This is a genomic window from Pseudomonas sp. FG6 (genome assembly GCF_057809015.1).
In genome coordinates this window covers 79,527-94,462 of the sequence record NZ_JBMDJD010000017.1, presented here as the reverse complement: position 1 = coordinate 94,462, position 14,936 = coordinate 79,527, and the positions used below count along the sequence as shown (strand labels likewise).

Below are 14,936 nucleotides of genomic sequence, written 5' to 3'. Positions count from 1 at the left end.
GACCCCTCGAAAAACCGCCTGTGGCGGTGTGTGTTCTGTCCGGCAACGCTGAGCGTCAACGGCTGTCTTATTTCGGTTTCCGGGCCGGCTTGGCGCCGGCCAGGTGTTTTGCCCCGCCACTGGCAATCAGCTCGGCCAGTTCGGAAACGTCCAGCAAGGCGCACATGTGCTCGATCACCGTGCCGGCCAGCCATGGCCGTTGTCCTCGATGGCTGCGCCACTTGATCTCGTTCGGGTCCAGGCGCAACGAGCGGCTGACCTGATGCACCGCCAGCCCCCACTCGTAACCTTGCACCGAAATCACGTACTGCAAGCCTTGGCGAAAATCATCGCGATAGCGGTCCGGCATCACCCACCGCGCCGTGTCCAGCACCTTCAGGTTGCCGGCCTGGCTCGGCAGGATCCCGAGGAACCATTCCGGCTGGCCGAACAACGGCGTCAACTCATGGCCCTCCAGGGAGTAGATCGACCCCAGGCACACCAGCGGCACCGCCAGGGTCAACCCGGCCACATCGAACAACAGGCATTCGAACGGCTCGGCGGCCCAGGCCGGACGATCATCGACCTGCACCGGCGGCGGTGTGTTGCTCGGCGGCAGGTGGACTTCCACCACGGGCGTCGCCAGGCCCTGCAACAACGGGGCGACGGTCGACACCGGAGCCAGGATCGGCACGGGTGCTTCCAGTACCGCCACCGACGGCTTGATGAACGGCGCCGGGGCCGCTGCGGCAATCACAGACTTCTTCGCATCACGGGCCTGCTCTTCGAGCACAGCCGCCTGGAACTCATCCTGCACACCGTCGGCCTCGACGGGGTCGGGCAATGCCTCGACCACGCTCGGTTGCGGTGGCAGTTCTTCAGTCGCTTCCTGCAACAGCCCGTCCAGGTAGGACTGCAAGGCCAGTTGCGGGCGCGAGGTTGTCTTTATCGGGCGGTTCATGGAAACAATGCGCCCCTTGAAAAGGTTATCGGCACGGATACCTCAGGACTTGAGCACGCGCAGGCAGCTGCGATGCCGGTGGCTGGCCTCATCACCTCACGCCACCTGCTGCGGGACGAGCTGCTGGGCCAGCAGGTGCTTGAGCAGCGCCCGGTAAGCCAGCACGCCACGGCTCTTGCCATCGAATTGCGAAGGGGTCACACCAGCGCGACTGGCATCGCGCAGGCGGGTATCGACCGGAATGTAGCCCTGCCAGATGTCGTCCGGGTATTTGTCCCGCAACACCCGCAGGGTGCCCAGGGATGCCTGGGTGCGACGGTCGAACAAGGTCGGCACGATATTGAAGGCCAGCGACTGCTTGCGCGAGCGGTTGACCATCGCCAGGGTATTGACCATGCGCTCCAGGCCCTTGACCGCCAGGTGTTCGGTCTGCACCGGGATCACCAGTTGCTGGCTGGCTGCCAAGGCATTGACCATCAGCAGGCCCAGCAAGGGTGGGCTGTCGATGATCGCGTAGTCGAAATCCTGCCAAAGCTGCGCCAGACTCTTGGCGATCACCAGGCCCAGGCCGCCCTGCCCCGGCGACTGGCGTTCGAGGGTGGCCAGCGCGGTGCTCGACGGCAACAGGGAAATCCGCTCGTCGCTGGTGGACAGCAACAACTGCCCCGGCAACCCCTCAGGCACGCTGCCCCTGTGCAGGAACAGGTCGTAGTTGCTGTGCTCAAGGCTGTCGGGGTCGTAGCCGAAATAGCTGGTCATCGAACCATGGGGGTCCAGATCGACGATAACGACGCGCTTGCCCGCCTCGGCCAGCAAGCCGGCTAAAGCGATGGAAGATGTGGTCTTGCCCACACCACCTTTTTGATTGGCGACTGCCCAGACTCTCATTCGGATCGTTCCTCCCGGTCGAAACAGGCTCGACCGAGAAATAGCTCGGTTATAAGGCGGGTGACGGAGAATTGACGGCACTCTGTCTTCCCGGCGACTTGACCGGGGACGGTGCAGTTTGTGTGCCAGCCCGCTTCAATGCGGCATCCGGAGTTGCATTGGCGGTGCCTGTACCGGTCAGGCTGCGCCGTACGTCGAGGTTGCGCGACACCACCAACACCACGCGGCGGTTGCGCGCTCGCCCCTCGACGGTGGCATTGTTGGCCACCGGCTGGAATTCGCCGTATCCCACCGAGGCCAGGCGGCCAGGGTTCACACCCTGCATCGCCAGCATGCGCACGATGCTGGCCGAGCGGGCCGAGGACAGTTCCCAGTTGGTCGGGTACTGCGAGGTCCGGATCGGCTGGTCGTCGGTGAAGCCTTCGACATGGATCGGGTTGTCGAACGGCTTCAGGATCGCCGCCACCTTGTCGATGATATTGAACGCCATGTCGCTGGGCATCGCGTCGCCACTGCCGAACAACAGGCTGGAATTGAGTTCGATCTCGACCCACAGTTCGTTGCCGCGCACGGTCATCTGGTTGGATTTGATCAGGTCGCCGAAGGCTGCGCTGATGTCGTCGGCGATGCTCTTGAGCGGATCGCTGCCACCGGCGATGCCGGCATCGACCTGCTCGCTGTCCTTGATCAACGGCTTGGCCGGCGTGCTGCTCTTGGGGCGCTCATCGCCGATGGGAATGGGCTTGAGGGCGCGGTCGGAATCGGTAAAGACGCCGATCAATGCCTCGGAAATGACTTTGTACTTGCCTTCGTTGACCGACGAGATCGAATACATGACCACGAAGAAGGCGAACAACAGTGTGATGAAGTCGGCGTAGGAAACCAGCCAGCGTTCATGGTTGACGTGTTCGTCATGATGCCTGCGACGTGCCATGCTCCATTTCTCCCATCAGTCCATGAAGCCCTGGAGCTTCAACTCAATGGAACGCGGGTTTTCACCCTCGGCGATGGACAGGATCCCTTCCAGCAGCATTTCGCGATAACGCGACTGGCGCAACGCGATGGACTTGAGCTTGGCAGCGATCGGCAGCAACACCAGGTTCGCACTGGCCACGCCATAGATCGTGGCGACGAAAGCCACGGCGATGCCGTTGCCCAGTTGCGATGGATCGCCCAGGTTGCCCATCACATGGATAAGCCCCATCACCGCACCGATGATGCCGATGGTGGGGGCATAACCACCCATGCTTTCGAACACCTTGGCCGCTTCGATGTCACGGCTTTCCTGGGTGTAGAAATCCACCTCGAGAATGCTGCGGATGGCCTCTGGCTCAGCGCCGTCGACCAGCAATTGCAGGCCCTTGCGCGAGTAATTGTCAGGTTCGGCGTCAGCCACCCCTTCCAGGCCCAACAAGCCTTCCTTGCGTGCGGTCAGGCTCCAGTTCACCACGCGATCGATGCCGCCGGCGAGGTCGACCCGCGGCGGGAACAGGATCCAGGCCAGCACTTGCATGGCACGCTTGAAGGCACTCATGGGCGACTGCAACAGCGCAGCGCCAATGGTGCCGCCGAGCACGATCAATGCCGCCGGGCCATTGGCCAAGGCCCCGAGGTGACCGCCCTCCAGGTAATTGCCACCAATGATGGCGACGAACGCCATGATGATGCCGATCAGGCTGAGCACATCCATTACTGGCACGCCTCGACGAGGTGTCTACCGATGTCATCCAGGCTGTACACCGCATCGGCGAGGTCCGCCTTGACGATGGCCATCGGCATGCCATAGATCACACAACTGGCTTCGTCCTGCGCCCAGATCGAGCTGCCCCCCTGCTTGAGCAGGCGCGCGCCTTCGCGACCGTCGGCGCCCATGCCGGTGAGCACCACCGCCAGGACCTTGTCACCGTAGGACTTGGCGGCGGAACCGAAGGTAATGTCCACGCAAGGCTTGTAGTTCAAACGTTCATCGCCCGGCAGGATTTTCACCGCGCCACGGCCATCGACCATCATCTGCTTGCCCCCTGGCGCCAGCAGCGCCAGGCCAGGACGCAGAATGTCGCCATCCTCGGCTTCCTTGACGCTGATGCGGCACAGCTTGTCCAGGCGCTCGGCAAACGCCTTGGTGAAGGCGGCCGGCATGTGCTGGATCAGCACGATGGGTGCCGGGAAGTTGGCCGGCAGTTGGGTCAGGACCCGCTGCAATGCCACGGGGCCACCCGTGGAAGTACCGATAGCCACCAACTTGTAGGGTTTGCGCTTGGGTGCCGGGGACGACGAAGCAGAGGGCGTCGGGGCAGGTGCCGCAGCGGCCGGACGGGCAGGCGCAGGCGTCGGTGCACTGCGCGCCGGTGCTGGATTGAAGCTGCTCGACGGCGCCGCAGGCGCTGGCGCGGGGCTCGGAGCAGCCGCAGGTGTCGGTGCCGGCGCGCTGAAGGTGCCGAAACGCCGGTTACTGCGGGAAATGCTGTGGACCTTTTCGCAAAGCAACTGCCGGACTTTGTCGGGGTTGCGCGAAATGTCTTCGAAATTCTTCGGCAGGAAATCCACTGCCCCGGCGTCCAGCGCATCGAGGGTCACCCGCGCGCCTTCGTGGGTCAGGGACGAGAACATCAATACCGGGGTTGGACAGCGCTGCATGATATGCCGCACGGCCGTGATGCCATCCATCATCGGCATCTCGTAGTCCATGGTGATCACGTCTGGCTTGAGACTCAGTGCCTGATCGATTGCTTCCTTGCCGTTGGTCGCCGTACCGACCACCTGAATGCTCGTGTCCGCTGAAAGAATTTCCGAGACGCGGCGGCGGAAGAACCCCGAATCGTCCACCACGAGGACTTTAACTACCATAAACACTCCGTTAGGCGAGGCGCGGCCCTGGGCCACGCCCCTCCAGAATCAAATACGCCGTGCGGCGTAGCGCTTGAGCATGCTGGGCACATCGAGGATCAAGGCGATGCGGCCGTCACCGGTGATGGTGGCGCCGGACATGCCCGGTGTGCCCTGGAGCATCTTGCCCAACGGCTTGATGACCACTTCTTCCTGGCCCACCAACTGGTCGACGACGAAGCCGATCCGCTGGGTGCCCACCGAAAGGATCACCACGTGGCCTTCACCCTGCTCCTCATGGACCGCAGAGCTGACCAGCCAGCGCTTGAGGTAGAACAGCGGCAGCGCCTTGTCCCGCACAATCACCACTTCCTGGCCGTCCACCACGTTGGTGCGCGACAGGTCGAGGTGGAAGATTTCGTTGACGTTGACCAACGGGAAGGCGAACGCCTGGTTGCCCAGCATCACCATCAGGGTCGGCATGATTGCCAGGGTCAACGGAACCTTGATCAGGATCTTCGAACCGGAGCCCTTGACCGAATGGATATTGATCGAGCCATTGAGCTGGGAGATCTTGGTTTTCACCACGTCCATGCCCACGCCACGGCCCGACACGTCGGAAATCTCGGTCTTGGTGGAGAAGCCCGGGGCGAAGATCAGGTTGTAGCACTCGGTGTCGCTCAGGCGATCGGCGGCGTCCTTGTCCATCACACCGCGTTTCACCGCGATGGCACGCAACACGTCCGGGTCCATGCCCTTGCCGTCGTCGGAGATCGACAACAGGATGTGGTCGCCCTCCTGCTCGGCAGCCAGCACGACCTTGCCGCTGCGGGACTTGCCCGAGGCTTCGCGCTCCTCCGGCGACTCGATGCCGTGGTCGACTGCGTTGCGCACCAAGTGGACCAGCGGGTCGGCCAGGGCCTCGACGAGGTTCTTGTCGAGGTCGGTCTCTTCACCCACCAGTTCCAGGTTGATTTCTTTCTTGAGCTGGCGAGCCAGGTCTCGAACCAGGCGCGGGAAGCGCCCGAAGACTTTCTTGATCGGCTGCATCCGGGTCTTCATCACCGCGGTCTGCAGGTCGGCCGTGACCACGTCGAGGTTCGACACGGCCTTGGACATGGCCTCGTCCTGGCTGTTAAGGCCCAGGCGCACCAGACGGTTACGCACCAGCACCAGTTCGCCGACCATGTTCATGATCTCGTCCAGGCGTGCGGTGTCGACCCGAACGGTCGTCTCGGCTTCGCTGGTCGGTTTTTCCGCCGGCGCAGCGGCCGGAGCACGGGCAGGCGCCGCAGCCGCAGCGGCTGGCTTGGCGGACTCGGCCTTTGGCTCAGGTGCCTTGGCAGCAGGTTTTGGCACAGCCTTGGCCGCCGGCGCAGCGGCTGCGGTCGCAGCAGCGGCAGGCGCAGCCGTGGCTGTACCGACTTCGCTGAACTTGCCCTTGCCATGCAGATCGTCCAGCAGCGACTCGAACTCATGGTCCGTGATCAGGTCACTGCCCGCCGCAGCGGCAGCAGGCTTGGCCGGGGTCGGTGCCGAAGCGATGGCCGAATCCAGGGCCTCGACGGCAAAGTTACCCTTGCCATGCAACTGATCGAGCAAGGCTTCGAATTCGTCATCGGTAATGTCGGAGCTGTCGCCCTCGACCTTCGCTGCGACAGGTGCAGCCGCCGGAGCGAGCGCATCGGCAGCGAACTGGCCTTTGCCGTGGAGCTGGTCGAGCAACGACTCGAACTCGGCATCGGTGATCTCGTCGCTGGCAGCATCGCCCGTCGAGGCAGCCGGAGCGGCAGGTGCCGCCTGAGCCTGGGCCTCGGCCTTGACCGCGCTCAGTGAGTCCAGCAGTTGTTCGAATTCGTTATCGGTGACGTCGCCAGAAGCTTCGGCGACCGGTTCCTCGACCGCGGGCTCTTCGACAGCCTCCACGATCGGTGCGGCCTCATCGGCCGACTGCGGCTCGGCCAGGCGCGACAGCGCGGCGAGCAGCTCAGGGGTGGCAGCGGTAATGGGCGAGCGCTCGCGCACTTCGCTGAACATGCCGTTGACCGCATCCAGCGCCTCAAGCACCACGTCCATCAATTCCGCATCAACGCGACGCTCACCCTTGCGCAGGATGTCGAACACGTTTTCGGCAATGTGACAGCACTCCACCAGCTCGTTGAGCTGGAGGAAGCCGGCGCCTCCTTTTACAGTGTGGAAACCGCGAAAAATTGCATTGAGCAAGTCCGCATCATCAGGCCGGCTTTCCAGCTCGACCAGTTGCTCGGACAGTTGCTCTAGAATCTCGCCGGCCTCAACCAGGAAATCCTGAAGGATCTCTTCATCGGCGCCGAAGCTCATTAATGGATGCTCCTAAACAGGGCTAATACTCTAAAACTCAGAACCCAAGGCTGGACAACAGATCGTCCACATCGTCCTGACCTGACACAACGTCTTCTCTTTTATCGGCATGAATCTGCGGACCTTCACCCTGAGAGAGATGTTTTTGTGGATCTTTTTCAGCGAGTATTGCCGCACGGTCATGTTCGATGCCCGCAAAGCGGTCCACCTGACTGGCCATGAGCACGAGCTTGAGCAAATTGCTTTCGACTTCGGTGACCAGCTGGGTCACGCGCTTGATCACCTGACCGGTCAGGTCTTGGTAGTCCTGGGCCAGCAGAATGTCGTTGAGGTTGCCGGCCACGGCGCGGTTATCGGCGCTGCTGCGCGCCAGGAAACCGTCGACCCGACGGGCCAGCTCCCGGAATTCTTCAGCACCGACTTCACGACGCATGAAACGTCCCCAGTCGGCGCTCAAGGCCTGGGCTTCTTCACCCAGGCCGTTGACCAGCGGCGTTGCGCTTTCCACCAGGTCCATGGTGCGGTTGGCCGCAGCTTCGGTCAGTCTGACCACGTAACCCAGACGCTCGGTGGCGTCAGTGATCTGCGAGACTTCCTCGGCCTGCGGCATGTGCGGGTCGATCTGGAAATTGACAATCGCGCTGTGCAGTTCACGCGTCAGCTTGCCGACTTCCAGATACAGACCGCGGTCACGGGTCTGGTTGAGCTCATGGATCATTTGAACAGCATCGCCGAAACGGCCTTTTTCAAGGCTGTCGACGAGTTCGCGGGCATGTTTTTTCAGGGTCAATTCGAAATCGCCCATTGAAGATTCGTTATGCTCCATAGCTCCCCCGTGGCGCCGTTAACCGATGCGTTCGAAGATTTTTTCGATCTTCTCTTTCAACGCCTGGGCCGTGAAGGGTTTGACCACATAGCCGTTCACACCGGCCTGGGCCGCTTCGATGATCTGCTCGCGCTTGGCTTCGGCAGTGACCATCAGCACCGGAAGGTGCTTGAGTTTGTCGTCGGCACGTACCTGGCGCAGCAAGTCGATACCGGTCATGCCAGGCATGTTCCAGTCGGTGACCAGGAAATCGAAATTGCCGCTGTGCAACATCGGGAGCGCAGTGATCCCGTCATCTGCTTCGGCCGTGTTGGTGAACCCAAGGTCACGCAACAGGTTTTTTATGATCCGCCGCATCGTTGAGAAATCATCAACGATGAGGATTTTCATGTTCTTGTCCAATTCGACCTCCAAACAGTCTTAAACGCGTCCAGCAACCTGGGCGCGCCATTTCAATCAATCCGGCACAACGCTCGACAACGGTATGGAACACGACAGACAAGGACTGGTACAGCGCACGCCAGGCCAACCTCGTTCGCAGCGCCCCAACACTGCCATCAACGCGCTCGCCACTCCCCCAAACGCCCCCGCAAGCGGGCCGCGCACTGGCTGTGTAACTGGCTGACCCGCGATTCGCTGACCCCCAGGACCTCACCGATTTCCTTGAGGTTCAGCTCTTCGTCGTAGTACAGCGCCAAGACCAGTCGCTCACGCTCCGGCAAATTGGCAATCGCATCCGCCAGCGCACTCTGGAAGCGTTCGTCTTCCAGGTCACGCGCCGGCTCCATGTGAGCACTCGCGCCATCCTCGTGCAGCCCTTCGTGTTCGCCGTCCTGCAACAGGTCGTCGAAACTGAACAGGCGACTGCCCAAGGTATCGTTCAAAATCCCGTAATAATCATCGAGACTCAATTGGAGTTCGGCCGCAACCTCATGATCTTTAGCGTCGCGCCCGGTTTTCGCTTCAATTGCACGGATCGCGTCGCTGACCATGCGGGTATTGCGGTGCACCGAACGCGGCGCCCAGTCACCCTTGCGGACCTCGTCGAGCATCGCGCCACGAATGCGGATACCGGCATAGGTCTCGAAACTGGCCCCTTTGCTCGCGTCGTATTTGCTCGAAACCTCGAGCAGGCCAATCATGCCCGCCTGGATCAGGTCCTCGACCTGCACGCTGGCCGGCAACCGGGCCAGCAAGTGATAGGCGATTCGCTTGACCAGTGGTGCGTAACGCTCGATCAACTCGTATTGGGCGTCCCGTGCCGATTTCTTGTAGAGATGGTTGTAACTGCTGGCTGTCATAACACGGGCCCTGCTGTTTGTTGCACGAGACGCTCGACGAAAAATTCCAGATGCCCGCGCGGGTTGGCCGGCAGCGGCCAGGTATCGACCTTCTGGGCGATCGCCTTGAACGCCAGTGCACATTTGGAACGTGGGAAAGCTTCATAGACGGCACGTTGCTTCTGGACGGCCTTGCGCACGCTTTCGTCGTAAGGCACTGCGCCGACGTATTGCAGGGCGACGTCCAGGAAACGGTCCGTGACCTTCGTCAGCTTGGCAAACAGGTTGCGCCCTTCCTGCGGGCTCTGCGCCATGTTGGCCAGGACTCGGAAGCGGTTCATGCCGTAGTCGCGATTCAACAGCTTGATCAGGGCGTAGGCATCGGTGATCGAGGTAGGCTCGTCGCAGACCACCAGCAGTACTTCCTGGGCCGCGCGGACGAAGCTGACCACCGAATCGCCGATGCCGGCAGCGGTGTCGATCACCAGCACATCGAGATTGTCGCCAATGTCGCTGAAGGCCTGGATCAGGCCTGCGTGCTGAGCCGGAGACAGATGAACCATGCTCTGGGTGCCAGAGGCGGCCGGCACGATGCGAATCCCGCCAGGCCCCTGCAGCAGCACGTCGCGCAGTTCACAGCGGCCCTCGATCACGTCCGCCAACGTGCGTTTGGGGGTCAGCCCCAATAGCACGTCGACGTTCGCCAGGCCCAGGTCGGCGTCCAGTAGCATGACCCGTCGGCCAAGCTCTGCCAGAGCCAGGGACAAGTTCACTGACACGTTAGTCTTGCCGACGCCACCTTTGCCGCCGGTCACCGCGATCACCTGTACGGGATGCATGCTGCCCATGTTCGTTCTTTACCTTGTCTTCTTAGACGGAGGCCACATTACTGGCTGCGCGTTCACACACGGAACAATGCATGGCAGACCATCGATGTAGGTACAAAAAATATTCATATTACCTCAGCCGACCTGTTTGGTTGGACTGTGGTAAATATCAGCGAACATGTCAGCCATGGCTTCTTCGCTGGGTTCTTCCTGCATTTGCACACTCACGGCACGACTGACCAGTTGATGACGGCGCGGCAGATGCAAATCATCCGGGATCCGCGGCCCGTCGGTCAGGTAAGCCACCGGCAGTTCATGACCGATGGCCAGGCTCAACACCTCGCCCAGGCTTGCCGTTTCGTCCAGCTTAGTCAGGATGCAGCCGGCTAGCCCGCAGCGTTTGTAGCTGTGGTAGGCGGCGGTTAGAACCTGTTTCTGGCTGGTGGTTGCCAACACGAGATAATTTTTTGACTTGATACCGCGGCCGGCCAGGCTTTCGAGCTGCATGCGCAGGGCTGGATCGCTGGCTTGCAGGCCGGCGGTATCGATCAGCACAACACGTTTGCGCAGCAACGGCTCCAGCGCCTGGGCCAGGGATTGGCCCGGATCCACATGGGTCACCGACACATTGAGGATGCGGCCCAGCGTCTTGAGTTGCTCCTGGGCACCGATGCGGAAGCTGTCCATGCTCACCAGGGCAATGCTCTGGGCACCGTACTTGAGTACATAACGGGCGGCGAGCTTGGCCAGGGTGGTGGTCTTGCCCATGCCGGCAGGGCCGACCATGGCAATCACTCCGCCCTCTTCCAGCGGCTCGACTTCCGGGGTAGCGATCATGCGCGCCAGGTGGGCCAGCAACATGCGCCAGGCCTGGCGAGGTTCTTCGATGCCGTTGATCAACGCCAGCAGGTCCCGGGACAACGGGCCGGACAGACCGATGCGTTGCAGGCGGCGCCACAGGTTGGCTTGCGCCGGCCGGCTACCTTGCAACTGGTTCCAGGCCAGGGAGCCCAACTGGACTTCCATCAGTTCGCGCAGGCTGTTGAGTTCGAAGCGCATCGAGTCCAGGGCACGCGGATCGACACCTCGGGCCGGTGCTGCAGGCTCAGGTTGCGGACGACGCGGTTCGGCCTGGACCTGCTCGACCAGGGGTTCGGCAGCCGTCAGCGGCAGGCCGGCAGTCAGCGGCTGACCGGCGAACAATTGACGATTGGTGCCCGCAGCGGCCTCGCCTTCGCTGCTGCGCAGGCTCAGTTCGGCCTGGGCGCTGGCGATGCGCGACTGGGTCTTGCGCAGCTCATCCTCGAGCTCCATGTTCGGAACACGTGGGGCCAGCGCCGACAACTTGTAATCCAGGGCCGCAGTCAACTCGACACCGCCGGCGATCCGGCGATTACCGATGATGGCGGCTTCAGCGCCCAGCTCGTCACGAACCAGCTTCATGGCCTGACGCATATCGGCGGCGAAAAAACGCTTCACTTGCATAAACCACTACCTCAGCCGTTGGGCCCTACTGTCGCAACGATAGTCACTTGCTTGTTGTCCGGTATTTCCTGGTAAGCCAGCACGTGCAACCCCGGAACCGCGAGGCGCCCGAATCGCGAGAGCATCGCGCGAATCGGACCGGCCACCAGCAGGATCACCGGTTGACCTTGCATCTCCTGCCGCTGGGCTGCATCGATCAGCGAACGCTGCAGCTTCTCGGCCATGCTTGGCTCCAGCAGAACACCCTCTTCCGAGCCTTGCCCTGCCTTCTGCAAACTATTGAGCAATATCTGTTCCAACCTTGGTTCCAGCGTGATCACAGGCAGCTCAGACTCAGTGCCTACAATGCTTTGGACGATTGCGCGGGATACGCCAACACGGACCGCAGCCACCATCGCGGCGGTATCTTGACTCTTGGAAGCGTTGTTGGCGATGGCTTCGGCAATACTGCGAATGTCACGCACCGGCACCTGCTCGGCCAACAGCGCCTGCAGGATCTTGAGCAACTGCGACAACGACAGCACACCGGGCACCAGCTCTTCGGCCAATTTTGGCGAGCCCTTGGCCAGCACTTGCAGCAATTGCTGGACTTCTTCATGACCGAGCAGCTCGCTGGAGTGCTTGTACAGAATCTGGTTCAAGTGAGTCGCCACCACGGTGCTGGCGTCTACGACGGTATAGCCGAGGGACTGGGCCTGCGCCCGCTGGCTGATCTCGATCCACACGGCCTCCAGGCCGAAAGCCGGATCCTTGGCGGTGATGCCGTTGAGCGTGCCGTAGACCTGCCCCGGATTGATCGCCAGCTCGCGGTCCGGATAGATCTCGGCCTCGGCCAGGATCACGCCCATGAGCGTCAGGCGGTAGGCACTCGGCGCCAGGTCGAGGTTGTCGCGGATATGCACGGTAGGCATCAGGAAGCCCAGGTCCTGGGACAACTTCTTGCGCACCCCCTTGATTCGCGCCAACAACTGGCCACCCTGGTTGCGGTCGACCAGGGGAATCAAGCGATAACCGACTTCCAGGCCGATCATGTCGATCGGCGTCACGTCATCCCAACCCAGCTCCTTGGTTTCCAGGGCGCGAGCCGGCGACGGCAGCAGCTCCTGCTGACGCTTGACCTCTTGCAGGGCCAAGGCCTTCTTGGTGTTTTCTTTCTTCCAGAACAGGTAGGCACCACCCGCCACCACGGCCGCCATGGTCAGGAAGGAAATATGGGGCATCCCCGGCACCAGGCCCATGACCGCCATCAGGCCGGCCGCAACAACCAGGGCCTTGGGCGAGGCGAACATCTGCCGGTTGATCTGCTTGCCCATGTCTTCCGAACCGGAAGCACGGGTCACCATGATCGCCGCAGCAGTGGACAACAGCAGTGATGGCAATTGCGCCACCAAACCGTCACCGATGGTCAGCAAGGCGTAGACCTTGCCCGCATCACCGAAGGACATGCCGTGCTGGAAGATACCCACGGCCATGCCGCCGATCAGGTTGATGAACAGAATCAGCAGGCCGGCGATGGCGTCACCGCGCACGAACTTGCTGGCACCGTCCATGGAGCCGTAGAACTCGGCTTCCTGGGCCACTTCCAGACGCCGGGTCTTGGCCTGGTTCTGGTCGATCAAACCGGCGTTGAGGTCGGCGTCGATCGCCATTTGCTTGCCCGGCATCGCATCGAGGGTGAACCGCGCACTCACCTCGGAAATCCGCCCGGCACCCTTGGTCACCACCACGAAGTTGATGATCATCAAGATCGCGAAGACCACGATACCGACCACGTAGTTACCGCCGATCACCACCTCGCCGAAGGCCTGGATCACCTTACCCGCCGCGGCGTGACCTTCCTGGCCATGAAGCATCACCACCCGCGTGGACGCCACGTTCAGCGCCAGGCGCAGCAACGTCGCCACCAGCAGGATGGTGGGGAACACGGCGAAATCCAGCGGCCGTAGGGCGTATACGCACACCAGCAGCACAACGATCGACAGGGCGATGTTGAACGTGAAGAACACGTCCAGCAGGAACGGCGGCACCGGCAGCATCATCATGGCAAGCATGACCAGCAGCAGCAGCGGCACGCCCAGATTACCCCGGCTGAGGTCTACGACATTGCTGCGCGCGGCGCTGAGTAACTGAGAGCGATCCACCAATAATCCCCGTTCCTGTGAAGCAAACTTTTGACGCCCGGAGGGGGCGCAGGCGGGGTATTGCAAGAAGCTTTCCAACTTTTGCCGGAGGCCGAAATAGAGGGGCTGTAGCGATTTCTGCCGGCTGGGAGCGAGCGTGCCCCGGGCGGCGATCCGACGATTACGGTTTGTCAGTCAACATCGGTATCGACTGGATCTCCCGATCGCGAGCAGGTTCGCTCACAGGATTTTGTGTCGGCTCGACTCAGGAATCACGCCGCAAATCCGGCGGGATCGGCAAGTCCTTGAGGGGTTCGGGGCGCTTGCCCTTGCCGGCGCGGTGCTGGCGGATCTGGTAGACGTAGGCCAGGACCTGGGCGACGGCCAGGTACAAGCCGCCAGGGATTTCCTGCTCGAGTTCAGTGGAGTAGTAGATCGACCGCGCCAGGGCCGGGGATTCGAGCAGCATCACTTCGTTGGTCACGGCAATTTCGCGGATCTTCAAGGCCAGGAAGTCGCTGCCCTTGGCCAGCAGCACCGGGGCACTGCCCTTCTCGGGGTCGTACTTGAGCGCCACGGCATAGTGGGTCGGGTTGGTGATGACCACGTCGGCGCTCGGGACCGCGGCCATCATCCGGCGCTGGGACACTTCACGCTGCAGTTGCCGGATCCGCTGCTTGACCTCCGGCTTGCCCTCTTGCTCCTTGTACTCGTCGCGAACCTCCTGCTTGGTCATCATCAGCTTCTGCTTGCTCTGATACAGCTGGATCGGCACATCGATAGCCGCGATCAGGATCAAGCCACAGGCCATCCACAAGGTGCTCCAACCCACCAGTTGCAGACTGTGAATGATGGCCTGCTCAAGCGGCTCGTGGGCGATGCGCAGCAGGTCGTCGATGTCGGCCTTCAACACCGTCAACGCGACAAAAAGAACCAGGAAAAACTTGCCCAGGGCCTTGAGCAGCTCCATCACGGCGCTGGTGGAGAACATGCGCTTGAGGCCGGCTGCCGGGTTCATCCGGCTGAACTTGGGCGCCATGGTACTGCCGGAAAACAGCCACCCCCCCAAGGAAATCGGGCCGATCAAGGCAGCCAGCAACAACGAGATCAGCACAGGCTGCACCGACACAAACGCGATCTGGCCCGAATGCAACAGATACTGCACCATGGAGCCCGGACTGAGCAGCACCTCGCGAGGCAGCGAGAAATTCAGCCGCATGATTTCCAGCAGGTCCAAGGCCAACCCGCCACCGTAGATCAGCAGACCGCCTGCGCCGACGAGCATGATCACCAGGGTGTTGAGTTCCTTGGAGCGAGCGATCTCACCCTTCTCCCGAGACTCGCGCTTGCGCTTGTCCGTGGGGTCTTCCGTCTTGTCCTGACCACTCTCGCTTTCGGCCATGG

Annotated in this window: 13 protein-coding genes; all 13 read right to left on the bottom strand. The window is 61.9% G+C overall.

What is annotated here, in order from left to right:
• Positions 1–67: 67 nt before the first annotated feature.
• Positions 68–940, bottom strand: coding sequence for a CheW domain-containing protein (locus ACODSJ_RS13520; RefSeq protein WP_489102201.1), 873 nt, complete (start codon positions 938–940; stop codon positions 68–70).
• Between the two features lie 96 nt (positions 941–1,036).
• The gene (locus ACODSJ_RS13515) at positions 1,037–1,828 is read right to left on the bottom strand and encodes a ParA family protein (protein ID WP_489102200.1); all 792 of its coding nucleotides are present in this window, start codon (positions 1,826–1,828) and stop codon (positions 1,037–1,039) included.
• A gap of 49 nt (positions 1,829–1,877) precedes the next feature.
• A complete protein-coding gene (gene motD / locus ACODSJ_RS13510) occupies positions 1,878–2,762 on the bottom strand; it encodes a flagellar motor protein MotD (protein WP_489102199.1) in 885 nt (294 codons plus the stop codon).
• A 15-nt stretch (positions 2,763–2,777) separates the two neighbouring features.
• Positions 2,778–3,518, bottom strand: a complete 741-nt coding sequence (locus ACODSJ_RS13505) for a flagellar motor protein (RefSeq protein WP_489102198.1) — start codon at positions 3,516–3,518, stop codon at positions 2,778–2,780.
• Positions 3,518–4,675, bottom strand: coding sequence for a protein-glutamate methylesterase/protein-glutamine glutaminase (locus ACODSJ_RS13500; protein ID WP_489102197.1), 1,158 nt, complete (start codon positions 4,673–4,675; stop codon positions 3,518–3,520). Before ACODSJ_RS13500 ends, ACODSJ_RS13505 begins: the two co-directional genes overlap by 1 nt.
• A gap of 48 nt (positions 4,676–4,723) precedes the next feature.
• Positions 4,724–6,994 carry a chemotaxis protein CheA gene (locus ACODSJ_RS13495; protein WP_489102196.1) on the bottom strand — a complete coding sequence of 757 codons (2,271 nt, stop codon included), beginning with the start codon at positions 6,992–6,994 and terminating at the stop codon, positions 4,724–4,726.
• 37 nt (positions 6,995–7,031) lie between these two features.
• Positions 7,032–7,820, bottom strand: coding sequence for a protein phosphatase CheZ (locus ACODSJ_RS13490; protein ID WP_489102195.1), 789 nt, complete (start codon positions 7,818–7,820; stop codon positions 7,032–7,034).
• 18 nt (positions 7,821–7,838) lie between these two features.
• Entirely contained in the window at positions 7,839–8,210 is a 372-nt protein-coding gene (locus tag ACODSJ_RS13485; protein WP_489102194.1) for a chemotaxis response regulator CheY, read from the bottom strand.
• Between the two features lie 167 nt (positions 8,211–8,377).
• Positions 8,378–9,121: an RNA polymerase sigma factor FliA gene (gene fliA / locus ACODSJ_RS13480; RefSeq protein ID WP_489102193.1), complete on the bottom strand. Its 744-nt coding sequence runs from the start codon at positions 9,119–9,121 to the stop codon at positions 8,378–8,380.
• Positions 9,118–9,948 (bottom strand): flagellar synthesis regulator FleN, encoded by an 831-nt coding sequence (gene fleN, locus ACODSJ_RS13475; RefSeq protein WP_003222917.1) that lies wholly within the window; start codon positions 9,946–9,948, stop codon positions 9,118–9,120. Before fleN ends, fliA begins: the two co-directional genes overlap by 4 nt.
• A 114-nt stretch (positions 9,949–10,062) precedes the next feature.
• Complete coding sequence (flhF, locus tag ACODSJ_RS13470; protein WP_489102192.1) at positions 10,063–11,412, bottom strand: flagellar biosynthesis GTPase FlhF; 1,350 nt, start codon at positions 11,410–11,412, stop codon at positions 10,063–10,065.
• Positions 11,413–11,423: 11 nt separating this feature from the next.
• The gene (gene flhA, locus ACODSJ_RS13465; RefSeq protein ID WP_489102231.1) at positions 11,424–13,553 is read right to left on the bottom strand and encodes a flagellar biosynthesis protein FlhA; all 2,130 of its coding nucleotides are present in this window, start codon (positions 13,551–13,553) and stop codon (positions 11,424–11,426) included.
• A gap of 244 nt (positions 13,554–13,797) precedes the next feature.
• Entirely contained in the window at positions 13,798–14,934 is a 1,137-nt protein-coding gene (gene flhB, locus ACODSJ_RS13460) for a flagellar biosynthesis protein FlhB (RefSeq protein WP_489102191.1), read from the bottom strand.
• Positions 14,935–14,936: the final 2 nt, after the last annotated feature.